This window comes from Falsochrobactrum ovis (assembly GCF_003259955.1).
Lineage (GTDB): Bacteria > Pseudomonadota > Alphaproteobacteria > Rhizobiales > Rhizobiaceae > Brucella > Brucella ovis_A.
Genome location: NZ_QLMK01000011.1, coordinates 23,639 through 43,242, shown reverse-complemented (window position 1 = coordinate 43,242; position 19,604 = coordinate 23,639). Strand labels below are relative to the sequence as shown.

The window sequence follows — 19,604 nt, the reverse complement described above, 5'->3', positions numbered from 1 at the left end:
CGGGCAGGCGATAAAAAGCCTGCCCGTGAAACTGAACATTCAGGTGTATGTTATGCGATTCAGTGACACTACGCTCGGGGCATTCTTTCTGCTCTATGGCGTTCTTCTTACCGGTTATGCGTGGCAATTGCCCGATATTCCCGGGCAACAATACGGCGCTGCGACATTTCCGCTGCTTATATCCATCGGTTTCATCGCATGTTCCCTGCGCCTGCTATACGAAGGTATCAGGCAGGGAAAGCAACCATGGGTAAACCTCGCTGCTGAGGTTAAAAGCCCTCGAGCGCTTGCAGGTGTTGCCACAACGCTATTGCTCGTCATCTTTTATATCTTTTTTGCCCAATCAGTTGGCTTCATACCCACCGCCATTCTGATGACTTTTATCATGTTTCTGATCCTGAAAGTTCATCCAGTCAAAGCGGCAATCCTAGCAATCATCGCTGCATTCGCTTGCGATTTTATTTTCCGGACGATGCTGCTTGTGCCTCTGCCATTTGGCCTCATGCCGCGGCTACCCTGGTAAGGAGACAGAAATGGACGTCATCCTTCAAGCATTCTGGCTCGTTGCTACAAGCAACGTAATTTTGACAGTTATTCTGGCCTCTTCGTTCGGCCTCTTTGTCGGCTCAGTGCCCGGTTTAACCGCGACAATGGCAACCGCACTGCTTGTTCCGCTCACTTTCTTCATGGAGCCTGTTGCGGCGGTGGGCGCTATTGTAGCCTGCTCAGCCATGGCAATTTTTGCGGGTGATGTTCCGGGAGCACTTTTGCGTATTCCCGGCACCCCATCTTCGGCTGCCTATGTGGAAGATACATATCGTTTAACCCAAAAAGGTAAGGCTGAAACCGGGCTTGGCGCCTGCGTGTTATTCTCCGCGCTCGGCGGTTTATTTGGCACGATAGTCCTTATTTTTGCTGCACCTTCACTGGCAGAAATAGCCATTAAATTTTCGTCCCAAGAATATTTCTGGATCGCCCTTCTGGGTTTGACCTGTGCTGTATTCATGGGAAATTCTAGCCCTGCCAAAGGCTTGCTCAGCCTGTTTATTGGGCTGACAATTGCTTCTGTCGGGCTCAACAACCCCGCCGGTGTTCCGCGCCTTACATTTGGCTCGACCGAAATGCTTGCAGGCATTGATTTCATCCCTGTGATGATCGGCCTATTTGCCATATCTGAAGTTCTGCGGACAGTATTAAGCGGTGGTAAAGGCGAACAACAAGCCTCCAAGGCCGTGGGCAATATCTTCAAAGATTGGGGATATATGCTTAAATCCTATTGGAAACAGGCGCTAAGAGGAAATGTGACTGGCACATCCGTCGGCATTCTGCCCGGCGCAGGTTCTGATGTCGCAGCCTATGTAAGTTATGCCATCAGTCGCCGATTTTCAAAAACACCGCAAAAATATGGCACAGGCCACGTCGAAGGAGTTGTCGAAGCGTCGTCAGCAAACAATGCCTCACTTTCAAGTGCGTGGGTACCTGCTCTGGTGTTCGGCATACCGGGCGATACGATTACCGCCATTGTCATCGGCGTTCTTTACGTCAAGGGAATGAACCCTGGACCGACGCTATTTATGTTTAATCCTCAGACGATTTACGCGGTTTTTCTGATCTTCATCCTGGCCAATCTCATCATGATTCCGCTTGGCTGGGGGCTGATAAAACTCTCGAAAAACATTCTGCGCATCTCAAAAAGCGTGTTGATGCCGCTCATCCTCATCTTCTGTATCGTTGGTGCATTTGCATCCAACAATGCAGTCTATGGCGTGACCATCATGCTCATCTTCGGAGTTGTTGGATATTTGATGGAAGAGAATGATATGCCGATTGCACCTTGTGTTTTGGGCATCGTCATCGGGCCAATTCTTGAGAAAAATATGATCACTACATTGATCAAATCTCAGGGGAATTTGCTGGCCTTTATCAACCGTCCGATTGCTTTCGCCATTTTCGTGATCTTCTGCCTGATCTGGCTTTCAATCATTTATTCCTGGATCAGACCGCAGCGAAAAACCGAAAACCTTACCGCGACGGAAATTGAATAGAGGTCGTTCCGAATGTGTTTGTCTACACCTCATAGGAAGGAAGAGCTTCTATGTATAAATATATGAAAGGCTCAACACACGAGCTTGCTTCACTCGAAATTGCAATCAAGGCAATGCCCGATGATCCACGAGTTTGGGTACCGCAAGCACCAAATGTTTTTTTCCGTCCGATGTTTCTAAATACTATGGCCGGGCAATGGTGCAATCTGCTCAAAGTAACCAGATCGGGTGTGCTTTCAAAACATGTGCATCCCGCCCCGGTATTCGGCCTCGTCTTGAAAGGTAAATGGCATTATTTCGAGCATGATTGGATGGCTGAAGAAGGCTCATTTGTGTTTGAGCCTCCGGGCGAAATCCATACGCTGAACGTCCCTGACGATTGTGATGAGATGATCACTTTCTTCAATATATCCGGCTGCATGGTTTATCTCGATGAGGATAACAAGCAAATCGGCTATGAAGACGTGTTCACCAAGATCGACATGTGCCGTGCTCACTATGAAAAAGTGGGGCTGGGGGCAGATTATGTTGACCAGTTTATCCGATAAATCAGCGGAATGGGCGCGCGGCTGGCTGGAAGGCCGCCGCGTTCTTGTTACCGGCGGGACTGGCGGTATTGGTAGAGCAATTGCTGCAGCATTTCATGATGCTGGGGCAATTGTCCATGCGACAGGCGCAACCGAACTTGAATGCAGCACCTGTCAATCAAGCCAATCTTCGGAAGATATTTCCTACCATGTGCTTGATGTGCGCTCCAATCTTGCGGTGAAAGAATTTATTGCCGGGTTCAGTGATCTGCATGTTGTGGTCAATTGCGCTGGGATTATACAGCGCGGGGCAGAACGGGACCCGGATATATTTGATAGAGTGGTGGATATTAATCTCAATGGCACCATGCGGGTTTGCGAAGCGTCGCTAGACCAACTTTCCGCAAGTGGCGGGTGCATTATTAATATCGCTTCGATGCTTAGTTACTTCGGCGGTGGTTTGGTGCCCGGCTATTCGGCTTCCAAAGGCGGCATTGCCCAGCTTACAAAATCGCTTGCTATTGCCTATGCTCCGCAGGGAGTTCGGGTTAATGCAATCGCCCCCGGATGGATCGCGACACCCCTAACCAAGCCGCTGCAAGATGATCCGCAACGCTCCGGACCAATAATTGCGCGCACTCCTTTGGCCCGCTGGGGAAAACCGGAAGATCTGCAAGGCATGATCCTTTTTCTCGCCAGTCCACATGCAGCTTTTATGACCGGAACTATCATTCCGGTCGATGGCGGATATTCAATTACCTGAATAATAATGGCAGCAGAATAAGGGCTGGGCTTTAGCGGCGGCCTAAAGCGAATTATCCCGGAAGTTGTTTCCGGGATAATAAGTTATACATATGGATTACGAAGCTTATAATTTGATCGTAGTTTTTTTCGCCAACAGACCTTGCGGAGCCATCAACAGAACACCGATCACTATCAAGATTGCAAACGCATCACGATAACCCAGCAGGCTCTCGGGCAAATAGGCTTGCAGGAAAACTTCGATAAAGCCGAGCAGAAAGCCACCTGCGACAGCACCCGAAAGACTACCCAGACCGCCAATAATAGCTGCGATAAAGGCTTTGAGCACGGGCAGGAAACCCATCAGAGGATCGACGCTTCCCCGTTGCGCAACCCAGAGAATTCCGGCAATACCCGCCAATATTCCCGATATGGCAAAAGCAGTGGCAACCACTGTATTTGCCTTGATCCCCATTAAGCGCACGATGGCAAAATCTTCAGATGCGGCGCGCATGGCCCGGCCCATGACGGTGGATTTCAGAAAAATGCTTAGAGCAATCAGGACAAGGACAGTCACGCTGATTGAGGTGAGTTGGATTACCCCAATATGCAAACCGCCAATTTCAATTATACCGGAGAAGCTCGTCGGCATCGGCACAGCTTGCGGACGGGCTGAGACGAAATTTTGAAACAAAACCCGCAAAATCGCACTGACCGCAAAGCTGGTTAGTAGAAGTGTGGTAGCATTTGCGCCCCGTACCGGGCGGAATGCTGCCCTTTCCATCAGCAAAACCAGTGCCACAGCGACCACAATTCCGAAAATAACTGAAGCACCAAAAGGAAGGCCCGCGATCAGCGCAAAGCAAAGCCCATAACCGGCTGCGGTCATTAATTCGCCATGGGCGAAATTGATCAAGCCCATGATGGAAAAGACAACAGCAAGGCCCAATGCCAGCAATGCATAGGTTCCGCCCAGGCTTAAAGCATTTACAAGATGCTGTAGAAAAATATCCATATCCGGCCTCTCAAAACCGTATTGCGGGTTCAGGCACCCAGATAAGCACCTTGAATTTCTTCTGAATTTCGCAACTCGTCCGCGGTGCCCGATATAACCACAGACCCATTGGCCAGAACATAAGCTGCGTCAGCAATTTCAAGTGAAAGCAAAACATTCTGCTCAACCAGCAGGATCGTGAGCCCTCGATCGCGCAAACCTGCAATCATCTCGAAAATCTGATCAACAATCTGTGGTGCCAGCCCCAAAGAAGGCTCATCAAGCAAAAGCAAGTCTGGCGATGACATTAAAGAACGTGCGATGGCCAACATCTGCTGCTCGCCACCCGAAAGTGAGCCTGCTCTTTGATGAAGCCGTTCCTTCAATATGGGAAAATGCTCAAGCATTTCTTCACGCACGGATGAAGGTGCGCCCCGCTGGCTGTGGACCGCACCGCCAAGCTGAAGATTTTCATCAACCGTTAGGCTTGGAAATATACGCCGCCCTTCTGGCGTCAGGGTCATACCACGACGAACAATCTGCTCCGTTGGTACAGAGGTGACATTCTGCGCGTTGAAAATAACCGTGCCCGCCTTCTTTGGTGCCAAACCAACCAAAGCGTTCAAAGTCGAACTTTTCCCAGCCCCATTGGCGCCAAGCAGCGTAACGATCTGCCCTCTTCCCACGCGCAGATCAATGCCGCGCACGGCCTCTACCGGCCCGTAGGAAACCTTTAGACCCTGAACATCTAGCAAAGGTGTTTCAGTCATATTGGTAAACTGGTTCATCAGCTTGGCCCTTAACGCCAAAGGTGGGAATATTCCCTTCCGCTGGCGCAGAAGGGAATTTAGTCGCGATTAAGGTGCCGGAATATCTGCTACCGCGGGTACACCCTGCGAAACCAGTGAAAGATTTCCGTCATCGATTTTCACCAGTGAAACTGAGCGCAAAGGCATTCCTTGGGTTCCCGCATAGGTGATCGGTCCGGTCACCCCTTCCACACCCTCTAGCGAGGCAATCGCGTCGCGGATGGCGGTTGAATCTATGCTGTCGGCCTTGGTCACAGCAGCTTCAATTACCTTGCCAAGATCATAACCATTGGCGATGTAAACCGTATCGGGCTCATTACCGGTTTTTTCTTTATATTTGGCATTGAATGCTTCAAGCGAACTGCCAGGCGTTGCAAAACCGGCGGTGGTGAAAACCACGCCATTTACCAATTCACCCATGCCAAATGTGGTCGGTGAATCGATCGCATCACTGCCAAGAATTGGAATATTTACACCAGCGCCACGCAACTGACGAATGAAGGCGGGAAAATCCGGCTCATAGGCAGAGGTCATTATGACATCCGGCGCGGGATCAAGCGCCCTGATCTTGGTAACTTCAGCGCCAAAATCCTGCTGGCCCATACTATAGGTGCCCTCGCCCAGAACTTCGCCGCCTTTGGCTTTGAAACTTTCAGCGAAATATTCAGGCAGTTTCAGCGTATAGGCTGAATCTGGTGATTTGAGAATATAGACGCTCTGAAAGCCCCGCTCCCGCGCATGATTGGCAAGAACAGCAGCCTGAACATTATCGGCCGGATAATTGCCAAACATATAATCGCCGACTGCAAGCGGCATGGTTGGAGTGGTGGCGCAGAAAGAGAAAGTCGGAATCTGGGCAGATTGCGTGATCTGACCGGCAGCAATTGACGGATCAGCATCACAAGGGGCAATCATAATTTTCACACCCTCATCAACCAGTTCTTGCGCTACGAGCGCCGTTTGCGCAGCATCGGAACGCGTATCTTTGGCCAGTAGCTTAATGGGGAATTTTCCAGCAATACCACCATTGGCATTGATCTCATCCACCGCAATTTGAAAACCGCTGAGCGATGGCTGGTCATAAGGTGCAAGCCCACCCGTCTGTGCTGTCGCAAGTCCGATCAGCAATTCTTCAGCTTTCGCCGGAATGACCGCCGCGCTGGCAAGCAGAGTTGTGATCAATGTAACTTTAAGTGCTTTTTGCATTATTTTCCCCTTTGCTAATCATGTTGCCGGATTTGGATCAGCCCGATTTGGATCGACCGGTTTTGGATCAAATTGCAGGATCGATTTTGTCTGATCCATCTCTGTTGTGTGTTCACCGATAGTTTTGGCGCGCTTACGACCAATATAGGCCTCAATCACCATGGGATTGGATTGAATTTCCGCGGGCGTACCCAGTGCGATTTGCTGCCCTTTATTTAGAACAACAACCTTATCGCAAAGACGCATGATCAGCTTGAGGTCGTGTTCTACCACAAGCAGGCCCAGACCATATTTGTGGCGAACGCGGTCAAGAACGACCATTAATTCTTCTGTTTCGACCGGATTCATCCCTGCCGCTGGTTCGTCGAGCAAAAGATAACGAGGCTGCAAAGCCAGAGCACGAGCAATTTCAAGCCTTCTTTGCGCGCCATAGGACAGCCCGCCAGCGATCAGATCACAGTCTCCTGCCAATCCCACCTCTTGCAGATAACCCATTGCAAGTGGTCCTGGGTCACTCTTAAGTCCTGGGACCGCACTGACTGCGACAGAAACATTTTCAAGAACGGTCAGATTTTTAAATAGGCGTATATTCTGAAACGTACGTCCAAGACCAATTAGCGGGACCTTATAGGCTGGAACCGATGTTACATCGACGCCGTCAATCATAACGCGCCCAGAAGTCGCGGGAACTACGCCTGAAATGCAGTTGATAAGCGTGGATTTACCCGCACCATTGGGTCCAATCAAGCCTGTGACAAGTCCTGGCCGGATCTCAAAATCAGCCTTTTCAAGCGCCACCAATCCAGAAAAACGTCTTCCGACATTTTCCACTCGCAAGACCGAGTTCGTGTCCGCCTGCTTTACGGGCGGCGTTAATATCTCGGGCTTGCCACTGAGTTTGCGAAGAAATGGCAATTTCTCGTCAAGTTCGCGCATACCCATAATGCCATTTTGCAAACGATACATCACAAGCAAAATAGCCAGACCTACACCGACATCGGTCAGGCCAAATATCGTCGGCAGCTCAATAGGACCAAGGGCCAATCCGCCTTCAAATTTGCGCAATAGTTCAACAATGAACATGATGGTTGCAGTGCCAAGCACTGCGCCGGAAACCGTTGCCACCCCACCCAGAATGAGCATAGCCAGCATCGTAAATGTCAGATTAAAGTAGAAATCTTTCGGCGAAAACGCACCAAGAAAATGCCCAAAAAGCGCTCCCGCACAACTCGCAAGCATTGCGCCCAGCACCCATGAGATAAAACGATGCCATCGGACATTTACCCCAACAGCAAGCGAGGCTATTTCATCTTCTCTGGAAGCTCGCAACTTTAGCCCGGCATTGGAATCGCGATAAATGCGCGCCACCATGATGGCCAACACGGCAAAGGGCAGCGCCATCCAGATATTAATCACACGCGGGACACCAAAAAATGTCTGGCTGCCACGGGTAATATCGCCAGAAGCCACTAAAACCACGTGCACAATAACTAAAAAGCCCAGCGTACAAATTGATGCGGCCGAGCCTGCAAGCCGCGCCAGTGGAATGCCGATTGCAATCGCAACCAAAGCACCCACGACAACCGCCACCAAAAGAGCCGGCACAAAAGACATGCCCCAGCCTGCAAGCCAATCAGGCAAATTTGGCAAAGCGGTCTTTTGCACGATCGGATTCATGGTTAGCAGCCCGGAAACATAGGCCCCGACAGCCATGAAACCCACATGCCCAAACGACATGATGCCGGAATTGCCGCTATACACACCAAAGCCAATTACGGCGATTAAATTGATCAGAAAAAGGGTAACGAGACGCTGGCTGCTACCGTGTAAATAAAATGCAGCAAATAAAGCAACAAGAACAACCGGGAGCGCGACAGTCAAAATTCCCACGACGGTTGATCGCTTGATGCGTACCATCAATCTACTCCCATTGAGTTGGCTTGGTTCAATCAGCCAGTTCCTTGCTTTTGAAACATACCGACTGAATTTGAAATGTCAAACTTGTTTCATTTTTTATTCTCTGCTAGCCATAATGTAACAAAATGAAAAATTCGGCAAAAGTCGAAAGGGGATGGAAATGGGTGTCAGGGATCGTCTGACGGACGGGAGCATCGAGTTTACCAGGTCCGAGCTGAAAATCGTTCGGCAGTTGCTCTCCAATTATCCGGCAGCAGGGCTGAACACTGTGGCGCATCTCGCTAATTCTGCGGGTGTGAGCAATCCAACCGTGGTGCGACTGATCAATAAGCTGGGTTTTGAGGGTTATCCTGAGTTTCAGACCGCCCTGCTCAGTGAGGTCCAAGAGCGCATGAGTTCCCCTCTCACCATGCTAGATCAGCGTAAGCCCGAAATTGGTCAGGATAATTTTTATCAGCAATTTCTCGCGGCAAGTATCCACGCCCTCGACACCGCACAAACCATGCTTCCGCCGCATGATTTTCAAATGGCGGTGGATGCCGCAGCCGATCTCAATGCCCGCATCCACTGCCTCGGCGGTCGTTTCAGCGGCTTTCTGGCGGGGTTGCTTTGGACCCACATGAAGCAGTTGCGCCCGGATACTTTCTGGATCAATGGCCCACAGGCTGATCAGGTGGATCAGCTGGTCGATTTCGGCAAAAAAGATACGCTTTTTGTGTATGATTACCGGCGTTATCAGGTTGGCACCATCCGTTTTGCCCGTCAGGCGGCTGAACAGGGAACGCGAATCGTTCTTTTCACGGATCGCTGGCTTTCGCCAATATCAGAATTTGCTTCCATCACCCTGACCTGCCCTGTTGATACGATATCACCTTACGACACGATGGTTCCAGCAATGGCCCAAACCGAGGCTTTAATTGCGGCTTTGACAGCGCAATTGGCGAATCAGTCTCGCGCCCGCATTGAAAATATCGAAGCGATACGTCGGGCCTACACGATCACAGAAGACGCTTTAACGGCTCCACATACCCAAACAGATTCTCAGTTCTCCGGATCAAAAGGATAGGATAATGGCATCTATCGAAGTGCAATATGGAAAAGACCTCCTCCGGCGCGATAGCGCCTACGAAACCGGCATGACTTCTATGCTTTTCGTAGACATGCAGCGCATTTGGTGTGAGCCAAATTTGGACCCTACCCATCCACAGGATGCCGACAGCTATTATCATCGTCGCTTGCGTGATCTGGTTATCCCCAATCAGATAAAGCTTCTGAAAGCTGCGCGCGCCGCCAATTGTAATGTGTTGCACACCATCATCCAGAGCCTGACCAATGATGGACGTGACCGCTCGCTAGATCACAAGCTCTCCAACATGCATGTGCCCAAAGATGCCCCAGAAGGCGCAGTGATCCCGGAACTAGAGCCGATCGAAAACGAAATTATCCTTCCCAAGACTTCTTCTGGTGTCTTCAACTCCACCAATATTGATTATGTCCTGCGTAATCTGAACACGCGTTTTCTCATCATCGCAGGTGTCGTGACAGACCAATGTGTGGATATGGCGGTTCGCGATGCATCGGACCGTGGATATTTAGTCACCCTCATTGATGATGCCTGCGCCACCTACAGCCAAGAACGCCACGATGCAGCGCTTCGTGCCTATTCTGGATATTGCTGGATCACCAATACCCAAACCGTTTTGGAACGCCTCGCAGCGTTGAAAGCCTGAAATAAGCTCAGTTAAACTCTCGGGGTAAACATGCAGAAACCTGATAAAAACAACGCCAATGGACTGATGGAACTTGCAAGTTTCGTGACCACGGATATTGCGGGCATAACCCGCGGTCGCAGCTTTTCCGCAGCAGAGGTAGAAGACTATATGCGCAAGGGTGTTGGTTGGGTTCCTGCTAACCTAGCGCTTACACCTTTTGACATAATTGCAGATCCCAATCCCTGGGGTTCAGCCGGTGATCTCCGCCTCATGCCTGACCCCGAGAGCAAAGTACGCGTGACCTGCCTGCCCGGTGAAGAGCCTCTTCATTTCTATCACAGTGATATTACTGATCTGAAAGGCGAACCGTGGGATTGCTGCGTGCGCAGTTTTCTTAAAGACACGATTTCCGCCTATGAAAAGGAAGTGGGACTCAAAGTCATAAGCGCAGTCGAACAGGAGTTTCAGATTATTGGTGCGGACTGGCCGCAGGCTCCATCTTTTAGTCTTCGCGCCCAGCGGCGCTCCGGCGCTTTCGGTTCATTACTAATGAGCGCATTGCAAGAAGCTGGTGCCGAGCCTGAAATGTTCTTGCCAGAATATGGCAAGGATCAATTTGAGGTAACCTGTCGTCCGGCACCGGCACTTGTCGCGGCTGATCGGGCGGCAACAATTCGTTCTGTGACGCGCGAAGTTGCGGCGAATTTCGGCTGGCAAGCAAGCTTTGCCCCCAAAATTGAACCAGATGGTGTCGGCAATGGTGTTCATGTCCATGTGAGTTTTACGGATCTCGATGGCAATCCGGTTACGTTTGATCCGTCCCGTCCCGGCCGCCTTTCCAAAATTGCTGGCTCATTTGCAGCAGGTGTTATCCGTCATCTGCCTGCTTTGGTTGCATTCACTGCGCCATCAATTATTTCTTATATGCGTCTGGTGCCGCACCATTGGAGCTCTGCTTTCACATGCCTTGGCGAAAAAAATCGCGAGGCGAGCTTGCGTATCTGCCCAACCCTTGATCTGCCCGGCAGCAATCCTGCCAAGCAATTCAATATGGAATATCGCGCTGCTGACGCTTGCGCCAGTCCACATCTCTCAATGGCAGTTATATTGCGCGCTGGGCTTGAAGGCATTCGCGAAGAATTAGAACAACCAGCACTTGTGAATGAAGACCCTTCCGAATTTTCCGCTGAAAAGATGCAGTCATTGGGCATCCGCAGACTGCCATCCAGCCTGGAAGAAGCTTTGGAAGTTCTTGAAGCTGACGAAGTGGTAACGAGCTGGTTCTCGAAAGATTTCCTCGACTGCTATTTCGGCATGAAAAAGCTTGAAATCGAACTGGTCCAAGGCATGTCCCCGGAAGCGGTCTGTGAACGCTATCGTGCGGTTTATTAAGAGTATTGTGATGCAACTGATAAATTCCGCGACCGAAGAAACCACCGCAAAGCAGCACGATCCTGCTTTGCCGCTTCTGGCAATAGATGAACCTGCTCCCTATGCCGTGATCAATCCAGATGGTGACGCACCGATCTTGCTTTTATGTGAACATGCGTCCAATCGCATACCGCGTGCATTGGGGGACCTTGGCGTTTCAAAAGCAGATCGCCAGCGTCATATTGCTTGGGATATTGGTGTCAGCGCATTGTCACAATATCTCAGCCGGGCGTTGGACGCTCCGCTTTTCATGACCAATTATTCGCGACTTGTGATCGATTGTAACCGGCCGCTTCATGTCCCTTCCCTCATTCCTGAGCGAAGCGAAACCACGGATATATTGGGGAACATCGGACTATCAGAGGCTGCGCGTAAACAGCGTATTGAAACGCTCTTTACGCCTTATGCAAATGCTGTTTCCCGCCGTATCGACCTGCTGCAAGCGCAAGGAAAACGTCCCTTTATCGTTGGTGTACATAGTTTTACACCAATTTATTTTGGCGAACAGAGACCATGGCATGCGGGCATTCTTTATGGAGAGGCCACTAAATTTGGCCAGCGCATGATCGAGATCCTTAGCCGTGATGAGACACTGACGATAGGCGATAATGAGCCTTATACTATTCATCCCGATGAGGATTATACAGTGCCAGTGCACGCAGATCAGCGTGGGCTTCCCGGTATTCTGATTGAAGTGCGACACGACTTGATTGATAGTCTGGAAAAGGTCGAAGCATGGGGCGAGCGACTGGCTGATTGCCTTAAAGAGGCGACCAGCGAATAGTCACGCAATAAACACAAACGGGCCGTTCATTGAGCGGCCCTTTGTAAGTGCTCTGCACTAACTAAGCACAATACCGCCATCGACATTGAGGCTCTGGCCAGTGACAAAGGCCGCGTCCGCGACCGTGATCCACAGCAGCATTAATAGCACTGAGCTAGTTTTATGACCTCTAGCAATAGCATTCTGCAATATATGCTTGTATCTACTTTCATATGGTAAATTGTGCTCTAACACCTAAGTATAATCTGTCAGCCCAAAGGGATGGGAGATTTATGAAAAGGCTTTTTGTGCTCGGATTATTCGCTATGACTTTTCTGGTTTCTCCGGCCAATTCAGCGCCGGATTCAGAAATCGTAACGGAAATGGCAAAACAGTGCTGGAAAATGCCTGAAGGCGCCAGTTATGAGCGAGCCTCGGCTAGTTTTGAACTTACATATAATTCTCAAGGCGAATTGGAACGCATTGCTGCGATTGATTATCAGCCGGTTCGAAAAGCCGGTGAAGAATTTGCACTTTCTGCTCAGCAAGCCCTATTGGAATGCGCTACTAAAACACCGGTCCGCAATCGTACCATCCGCGTTATTATGCGATATTCTGCACCTGCGAGCGATGGTGGGCTTCTTCTGAAACGATCCTTGCGGTAATTTGCTATCGCTGTGCTCTACGGGCCGCCAATATGCCTGCCAGCACAATCGACCCGCCAATACATTGCCAGATTGTCAACGCCTCGCCCAATATCGCCCAAGCGAGGAGCGAAGCAATTACCGGCTGCATGAGAAGGGTGAGCGACGAAAACGTAACCGGCAGCCATGCAAGCGCAAAAGTGATCAAGCTTTGCCCCGCCGCTTGGCTCAGCCAAGAAAGCCCAAAAAGCACTGCCCAACCCATCATTGTAGCCGGAATTAATGTCGATTCTGCCACCCATGCAAAGGGCAATACTGTTATGGCTGCGGCACTCGTACTCCAAAGCATGATTAGCGATGTTGAGAACCGCTCACGTACTTTGCCCAGCAATATTATGTAAGCCGCATATAGAATGGCCGCGACAATGGCCACGGCATCGCCCTTAATGTCGCCACTGCCAAGGGTTTGAGGACCGCCTTTAAGAATGACCACACCGCTGATTGTAACCGCCAATGCGAGTAAAAAAAGCTTTCGTGGCGTTTGTTTTAAAAATACCCAGCAATAAAGCGTGACAAATATCGGAGCCATATTCACAAGCAGCGTTGAATTGGCAACGGATGTCATATGCAATGAAATATGCCAGGCCGCCAGCTCTATCCCCAGCACAATTCCAGGCAGTGCCAGCGTCCAGAAATCACGCAAGCCTTTCGGCTTTTGATTTGCTTCTGGCTTGGACCGTGCCACCATCAACAACAGCGGAACAAGCGCCAGAGCAAGCCGCCAGAACGCAGTCGATACGGCATCCAGCTCCGATAGCCGCACGAAAATTGGCGAAAAGCCAATCACCAACCCGCCATTAAAAAGAGAGATAAGTGCGAACTTGATCTGTCGGCGTCGGTTATCCGTTGTGGCTTCGGGTGCAATTGTCATGAAAGATCCAATAAGTTGCGTGCAGCGGTCGCTGCGTTGGTCGCTTCTATCATGTTACTCGCATGATGCGAAGTGATCCGACATCATCTATCAAGCACTGAAAACAAGATGAGCATCATCCCGCTGGCTTCAGCAATAATTGGGAATGCGAGCCATATTGAAACGAGTAACGCGTACTCACTCTTTCCTTTGTTGCATTAACTCGCGATAGTTTGGATTGTACTTTGACCAGTTATACGGAGCGATGGTGATACGGTTTTTTCAGCTCAGTTTCGCGTGTTTTATTCTCGCCAATCCGGCCAGTGCTCAAGCCAGTTGGAAGGCAGAGGAAATTTATAAACATTACGACATTTCCGGCACCACAGCGCCCGCACTTTATGAATCGATAGGTGCACGCGGTCCAAAAATCGGCAAGACGCGCGTCATTGCACAAACAAATTATGTGCTAACCTGGGAGCGGAAATTCGACCGCAGCAATAATGCCTGTACCGTCCTATCCGCCACGCCAAAACTTAAAATTACATATACGCTGCCAAAGCCATCGCAAAAACTCTCACCCGATCTCCACGAGAGCTGGCAGCGCTTTTATCAAGGTATAAAAGCGCATGAGCTAGTGCACGGTGATCATGCCAAAGAAATTACGCGTGAAATCGTTCGAAAATCGGTGGGACTATCGGTCCCCAATGATCCAAAATGTCAAAAAATCAGAAAAGTGCTGGCAAAAGAGATCAGTGAAATGGTCAAAGTTCAGCAAGCATGGGGACGGGAATTTGATCAAAAAGAGATGAGCCATGGCGGGAATGTTCATCAGCTCATTCTGACTTTTGTGAATGGAAGCTGATTGAAGCAAAACCGTCTCAAAACAAGCAATTAAGGACTATTTGGCCCCTTGATGTCGTGTTTTGACCTGCCTTACGCGAAATTGGCGATTTAATAGCCCCGATCAAGAACCAGAATCGATCACTAAGTCGCTAAGATGCATTTTGTTTACGAGTAGAATGGCCTATTTGAGCCGGGAGCAGGCAATGAATACAAAATCCCTCATCGAAGCATATTACGCCGCGTTCAATGCTGGCAAAACCGAAGATATGCTGGCCCTTATGCATGATGATGTAGAGCATTATGTGAATGAAGGTGAGGTAAGACGGGGCAAAGAACTTTTTGCGCAGTTCAACCTGCATATGTCCCATTGCTATAAAGAAAAGCTCACCGATATGGTCATTTTCGCTAATGAAAACGGTGATAGGGCGGCGGCTGAATTCATTGTCAATGGCACTTATCTTAATACAGATGAAGGCCTGCCTGATGCAAATGGCCAGACCTATCGGTTACCGGGCGGAACGTTTTTTGAAATCCGTGACGGTAAAATCAGCCGTGTAACGACATATTATAACCTCAACGAGTGGACCCGACAGGTCTTGGGATGATCTCGATCAAGACACTCACAGGAGATGCGGTTATGGCTGCGCTGGATGATCTGGCGCAGCTCCGCATCAAAATCTTTCGGGACTGGCCCTATCTTTATGAAGGCGATCTCGACTATGAGCGAGAATATCTGACCAATTACCATTCAGAAGGCGCAATCGTGGTTGTGGCCTATGATGGTGCCAAAATAGTCGGCGCGGCCACGGGCACCCCTATGGAAGATCATGCGGATGATTTCAGCCTAGCTTTCGCGCACCGGGCTGAGCCGCTTAACGAGATTTTCTATTGCGCAGAATCTATTCTCCTGCCCCAATATCGAGGACAGGGAATAGGTCATGCTTTTTTCGACGAACGCGAGGCCCATGGCCGCAAACTTGGTAGAAAATACTCTGCTTTTTGCAGTGTGGTTCGCCCTCAAGATCATCCATTACGGCCTGCCGATTATCGACCGCTTGATGCTTTTTGGGTTAAACGTGGATACCGGCTTTTGCCGGGAGTTGTCACCGAGTTTCCGTGGAAAGATATTGGGGCTGAAAGCTCCAGCAATAAACCCATGCAATTTTGGATGAGAGAATTATGAGCCGCGTTAAAATTGCCTCCGCCTCCTATCCGTTGGATTGGTTTGAGGATTTCACCCAATATGAGAAAAAGCTCACAAAATGGGTAGAAGATGCCGCTGATTGTGACCTTCTGGTTTTTCCAGAATATGGATCGATGGAATTGGCATCTTTGGGCGGACGTCAAGTTGCGCAAGATCTTGAAGCCTCGCTACATGAAGTGGCGCGACATGAGCAGGCTCGGGAAAAGCTGCATTGTGAGCTGGCAAAGCGTTTTAATCTGCATATTCTCATGGCATCGGGCCCGGTATTCGAGGGAGCGCGCCCCACAAACCGCGCTGTTCTGATCGGGCCACAAGGCCCAATCGGCTATCAGGATAAGCAGATCATGACGCGCTTTGAGCGCGAAGAATGGAATGTCATCGGCGCACCAGGGCTGAAAGTTTTTGATACGAAAATCGGGCGTATCGGAATTCTTATTTGCTACGATAGCGAATTTCCTTTGCTGGGGCGCACTCTCGCCGAGGCTGGAGCTCAGATTATCCTGGTCCCGTCCTGCACGGATACGATTTCCGGCTATAATCGGGTCAAGATCGGTTCCATGGCGCGGGCCCTGGAATCGCAATCTATTGTTGTGCAATCGCCAATAGTTGGAAATGTGGATTGGTGCCCGGCAGTAGACGAAAATTGCGGCGCTGCTGGCATTTATTGTCCGCCGGACGGATTATGGCCCGAAACAGGGATCCTCGCTTCGGGCGAATTGAACAGCCCGGGCTGGGTAAAAGCCGAATTTGAATTGAAAAAAGTCGAAGAAAGCCGGACAAATGGGCGGGTTTTAACCTTCGCACATTGGCCTGAAAGCCAAGCGTGCCAATTGGTTGAATGAATATGACACCTACGCTGGTTCTCCAGCGTAGGTGTCATCCCCCGCTTAGCTAAAAACGGTTTGAAGAGCCTTTTGCGTAGCAGCAACAATCTGGTCCGCCTCTTGCGGGCTAAGGCAAAGTGGCGGCGCAAAGCCCAAAATATCGCCTTCCGGCATCGCACGGCCAATCACGCCATTCGCCAATAAAGCAGCGGCGACTTGCGGGCCGATCTTTTGCGCGGGATCGAAGAATTTGCGATCATCGCGATCTTCGATAAATTCAATTGCGGCCATCAATCCTTCACCGCGAACTTCGCCGACATTCGGATGATCCCCAACCGCGTCTTGCAGCGCTTTGCGGAAATATGCACCTGTGGTGCCAGCATTTGTGACCAAATCAAGCTCATCAATAAGCTCAAGATTGGCCACGCCCGCGGCCGCGCAAATTGGATGCGCGGAATAGGTCCAGCCGTGACCAATCGGTCCCATTTTATCCGAGCCCTGCACAAGAACTTCCCACATGCGCTCAGACACAATCGAGCCTGAAAGCGGCGCATACGCGGAGGTTAAGCCTTTGGCAATTGTGATTAAATCCGGCTTCATGCCATAGTGATCGGAACCGAACATGCTGCCCAATCGCCCAAAGCCAGTCACGACCTCATCGGCGATAAGCATAATGTCGTAACGATCAAGCACGGCTTGTATTTTTTGCCAGTAATCCGCGGGTGGCGGCACGATACCACCCGTTCCCAGCACCGGCTCGCCAATAAAGGCCGCGACTGTATCAGGCCCTTCTGCCAGAATCATTTCTTCAAGCTTATCCGCGCAATATTGCGCAAATTGCTCTTCACTCATCGAACGGTCAGCACGACGGAAATAATAGGGGGCTTCTGTGTGCAATATGGGCGATAATGGCAAATCAAAAGCATTGTGGAAGCCTGGCAGACCCGTGAGGCTGCCCGTCATCAGGCCCGAACCGTGATAGCCGCGCCAGCGAGAGATGATCTTTTTCTTCTCTGGTCGACCACGGATATTATTGTAATACCAAATTAGCTTGATATTGGTTTCATTGGCGTCCGACCCCGAAAGCCCAAAATAGACGCGGCTCATATGATCAGGTGCCCGATCAATAATCATCTTTGCAAGCGTAATGGAAGCTTGCGTTCCGTGCCCGACATAGGCGTGGTAATAAGCAAGTTCATGCGCCTGTTTTGCAATAGCGTCGGCAATTTCCGTACGTCCATAACCTACATTGACACAATAAAGCCCCGCAAATGCATCAAGGCTTTTGCGTCCATCCACATCGGTAATGAACACGCCTTCCCCGCCAGCCAGCACCCGGGTTGGGGTATCTCCACGCGCATGCGAACCCATATGAGTGGATGGATGGAAGAAATGATCGCGATCCCAAGCGGTAAGTTCATTGCTTCTGTCGAGCATGGTAAGTTCCTTTCTCTGCCGACGCGATCAGGCGGCGGTATCAATGCAAAGATATTTAAGTTCGGTGAATGCTTCTATGCCGTGATGCGATCCCTCACGCCCAAGGCCGGACTGTTTCCAGCCTCCAAACGGAACGGGCGCGCCAGTGATTTTGGCGCGATTAATGGCAATCATGCCATATTCCAGCGCGCGCCCCATCCGCAGCTGCCTGGCGCCATTGGCGGTTACAACATAGGCCACAAGCCCATATTGGGTGGAATTTGCCCGTGCAATCACCTCCTCTTCACTGTCAAACCGCGTGAGAGCCGCAACGGGCCCAAAGGTTTCTTCATGCATGAGAGCCGCATCATCGGGCATATCGACCAGCAAAGTAGGCTCGAAAAACAATGCATGATCAGAAATCCGCTTTCCTCCGACCAGCAGTTTCGCACCGCGCTGGCAGGCATCACGCACATGTTCTTCCACCTTAGCAAGAGCACGAGCGTGCATGAGCGGGCCAATATCTGTTTCAGCCGTAAGCCCGTTACCGGTCTTTAATTCGGCTATCTGCGCGGCAAAGGCCTGCGCAAAGCGATCATAAATGCCACTTTGTACGAAAATCCGGTTAGCTGCGAGGCAATCCTGCCCAGAAGTCGCAAATTTAGCCGCAATCGCAATTTTCACGGCGCGGTCAATGTCGGCATCATCAAAAATGATCAACGGCGCATGCCCACCAAGTTCCATGACCAAACGCTTGACTGTCGACGCGCATTTCTCAGCAATCAGCTTTCCGATCTCGGTCGAACCGGTAAAGCTCAGCCCCCGCACGCGTTCATCGCGACAAAGAACATCAACAATCGGCGCTGCTTTGCCGGTCACGACATTGAAAATGCCAGCGGGAAAGCCCGCGCGTTCCGCAAGCTCGGCCAAGGCAAGTGCTGAGAGCGGTGTTTCCGATGAAGGATGAACCACGACCGTACAACCTGCGGCAATGGCTGCCGCGGCCTTGCGGGTTATCATGGCATTGGGAAAATTCCACGGTGTCACAAGCCCAACAACGCCGAGCGCTTCGCGTCGCACCAACATTTCTGCGTCAGGCAAATGACTGATGATCGTCTCGCCGTTTAACCGCTTTGCTTCCTCGGCAAACCATTCGATGAAAGACGCGCCGTAAGCAATTTCGCCACGCGATTCTTCAAGCGGCTTGCCCTGCTCAAGCGTCATCAACAGTGCGAGATCCTCGCAATGCGTGCATATGAGCTCATACCAGCGGCGCAAGATCGCAGCGCGTTGTTGCGGTAAACGATTGCGCCAGGCGGGAAACGCTTTTTCAGCCGCTTCAATTGCAACGGAAGTTTCGCTTTCGCCAAGGCTGGCTACGCGGGCAAGCCGGGTGAGCGTGGCCGGGTCAGTAACCGCAAATGTTAGCCCGCCTTCGCCAGCCATCCATTTTCCGTCAATATAGGCAAGCTCCCGAAAAAGATGCTTGTCTTTCAACCTGCCCAACCCATCATGTTGAACGGGATGATCTAAAACAGCGTTCATCATGCTCTCCCTTATTGTGAAAAGCATGACATGATTGACATGAGTAATTGGACTAAATATCGGGTCCGGACAG

At 50.5% G+C, this 19,604-nt stretch carries 20 protein-coding genes; 13 read left to right on the top strand and 7 right to left on the bottom strand.

Going from position 1 to position 19,604, the window contains the following annotated elements; all coding sequences use genetic code 11:
- Positions 1-52: 52 nt before the first annotated feature.
- Genes C7374_RS11945 through C7374_RS11930 form a run of 4 tightly spaced genes read left to right on the top strand, consistent with a single transcriptional unit; the run spans position 53 to position 3,335 of the window.
- Positions 53-523: a tripartite tricarboxylate transporter TctB family protein gene (locus C7374_RS11945; protein ID WP_146612730.1), complete on the top strand. Its 471-nt coding sequence runs from the start codon at positions 53-55 to the stop codon at positions 521-523.
- A gap of 10 nt (positions 524-533) precedes the next feature.
- Positions 534-2,045 carry a tripartite tricarboxylate transporter permease gene (locus tag C7374_RS11940; RefSeq protein ID WP_111575856.1) on the top strand — a complete coding sequence of 504 codons (1,512 nt, stop codon included), beginning with the start codon at positions 534-536 and terminating at the stop codon, positions 2,043-2,045.
- A 50-nt stretch (positions 2,046-2,095) separates the two neighbouring features.
- A complete protein-coding gene (locus C7374_RS11935) occupies positions 2,096-2,593 on the top strand; it encodes a 2,4'-dihydroxyacetophenone dioxygenase family protein (protein WP_245412650.1) in 498 nt (165 codons plus the stop codon).
- A complete protein-coding gene (locus tag C7374_RS11930; RefSeq protein ID WP_111575855.1) occupies positions 2,571-3,335 on the top strand; it encodes an SDR family NAD(P)-dependent oxidoreductase in 765 nt (254 codons plus the stop codon). Before C7374_RS11935 ends, C7374_RS11930 begins: the two co-directional genes overlap by 23 nt.
- A gap of 105 nt (positions 3,336-3,440) precedes the next feature.
- Here the strand turns inward: C7374_RS11930 and C7374_RS11925 are convergent, their stop codons facing one another.
- From C7374_RS11925 to C7374_RS11910, 4 genes are all read right to left on the bottom strand, one after another.
- On the bottom strand, positions 3,441-4,328 hold the full coding sequence (locus C7374_RS11925; RefSeq protein WP_210205119.1) for a branched-chain amino acid ABC transporter permease: 888 nt from the start codon (positions 4,326-4,328) through the stop codon (positions 3,441-3,443).
- A 29-nt stretch (positions 4,329-4,357) separates the two neighbouring features.
- The gene (locus C7374_RS11920; RefSeq protein WP_245412649.1) at positions 4,358-5,095 is read right to left on the bottom strand and encodes an ABC transporter ATP-binding protein; all 738 of its coding nucleotides are present in this window, start codon (positions 5,093-5,095) and stop codon (positions 4,358-4,360) included.
- A gap of 69 nt (positions 5,096-5,164) precedes the next feature.
- Entirely contained in the window at positions 5,165-6,322 is a 1,158-nt protein-coding gene (locus C7374_RS11915; protein WP_111575854.1) for an ABC transporter substrate-binding protein, read from the bottom strand.
- A gap of 18 nt (positions 6,323-6,340) precedes the next feature.
- A complete protein-coding gene (locus tag C7374_RS11910; RefSeq protein ID WP_111575853.1) occupies positions 6,341-8,239 on the bottom strand; it encodes a branched-chain amino acid ABC transporter ATP-binding protein/permease in 1,899 nt (632 codons plus the stop codon).
- A 160-nt stretch (positions 8,240-8,399) separates the two neighbouring features.
- Here C7374_RS11910 and C7374_RS11905 point away from each other — a divergent pair, with 160 nt between their 5' ends.
- The 5 genes from C7374_RS11905 to C7374_RS11885 all read left to right on the top strand — a co-directional run bounded on the left by C7374_RS11905 (position 8,400) and on the right by C7374_RS11885 (position 12,810).
- Positions 8,400-9,305, top strand: coding sequence for a MurR/RpiR family transcriptional regulator (locus C7374_RS11905; RefSeq protein WP_111575919.1), 906 nt, complete (start codon positions 8,400-8,402; stop codon positions 9,303-9,305).
- A 4-nt stretch (positions 9,306-9,309) separates the two neighbouring features.
- Entirely contained in the window at positions 9,310-9,969 is a 660-nt protein-coding gene (locus C7374_RS11900; RefSeq protein ID WP_111575852.1) for a cysteine hydrolase family protein, read from the top strand.
- A gap of 30 nt (positions 9,970-9,999) precedes the next feature.
- Positions 10,000-11,343 (top strand): glutamine synthetase family protein, encoded by a 1,344-nt coding sequence (locus C7374_RS11895; protein WP_111575851.1) that lies wholly within the window; start codon positions 10,000-10,002, stop codon positions 11,341-11,343.
- A 10-nt stretch (positions 11,344-11,353) separates the two neighbouring features.
- Positions 11,354-12,166 (top strand): N-formylglutamate amidohydrolase, encoded by an 813-nt coding sequence (locus C7374_RS11890; RefSeq protein ID WP_111575918.1) that lies wholly within the window; start codon positions 11,354-11,356, stop codon positions 12,164-12,166.
- A 272-nt stretch (positions 12,167-12,438) separates the two neighbouring features.
- Complete coding sequence (locus C7374_RS11885; protein ID WP_111575850.1) at positions 12,439-12,810, top strand: hypothetical protein; 372 nt, start codon at positions 12,439-12,441, stop codon at positions 12,808-12,810.
- Positions 12,811-12,814: 4 nt separating this feature from the next.
- Here the strand turns inward: C7374_RS11885 and C7374_RS11880 are convergent, their stop codons facing one another.
- Complete coding sequence (locus C7374_RS11880; RefSeq protein WP_111575849.1) at positions 12,815-13,720, bottom strand: DMT family transporter; 906 nt, start codon at positions 13,718-13,720, stop codon at positions 12,815-12,817.
- Between the two features lie 283 nt (positions 13,721-14,003).
- Here C7374_RS11880 and C7374_RS11875 point away from each other — a divergent pair, with 283 nt between their 5' ends.
- The 4 genes from C7374_RS11875 (at position 14,004) to C7374_RS11860 (ending at position 16,588) form a co-directional block, all read left to right on the top strand.
- Complete coding sequence (locus C7374_RS11875) at positions 14,004-14,561, top strand: DUF922 domain-containing Zn-dependent protease (RefSeq protein WP_245412657.1); 558 nt, start codon at positions 14,004-14,006, stop codon at positions 14,559-14,561.
- Between the two features lie 184 nt (positions 14,562-14,745).
- Entirely contained in the window at positions 14,746-15,147 is a 402-nt protein-coding gene (locus tag C7374_RS11870; protein WP_111575847.1) for a ketosteroid isomerase-related protein, read from the top strand.
- A gap of 32 nt (positions 15,148-15,179) precedes the next feature.
- The gene (locus C7374_RS11865) at positions 15,180-15,725 is read left to right on the top strand and encodes a GNAT family N-acetyltransferase (protein WP_245412648.1); all 546 of its coding nucleotides are present in this window, start codon (positions 15,180-15,182) and stop codon (positions 15,723-15,725) included.
- Positions 15,722-16,588 (top strand): carbon-nitrogen hydrolase family protein, encoded by an 867-nt coding sequence (locus C7374_RS11860; RefSeq protein WP_111575845.1) that lies wholly within the window; start codon positions 15,722-15,724, stop codon positions 16,586-16,588. Before C7374_RS11865 ends, C7374_RS11860 begins: the two co-directional genes overlap by 4 nt.
- 45 nt (positions 16,589-16,633) lie before the next feature.
- On the opposite strand, the gene C7374_RS11855 is transcribed toward C7374_RS11860, so the two are convergent.
- On the bottom strand, positions 16,634-18,007 hold the full coding sequence (locus C7374_RS11855; protein ID WP_111575844.1) for an aspartate aminotransferase family protein: 1,374 nt from the start codon (positions 18,005-18,007) through the stop codon (positions 16,634-16,636).
- A gap of 27 nt (positions 18,008-18,034) precedes the next feature.
- The gene (locus tag C7374_RS11850; protein ID WP_111575843.1) at positions 18,035-19,531 is read right to left on the bottom strand and encodes an NAD-dependent succinate-semialdehyde dehydrogenase; all 1,497 of its coding nucleotides are present in this window, start codon (positions 19,529-19,531) and stop codon (positions 18,035-18,037) included.
- Positions 19,532-19,604: the final 73 nt, after the last annotated feature.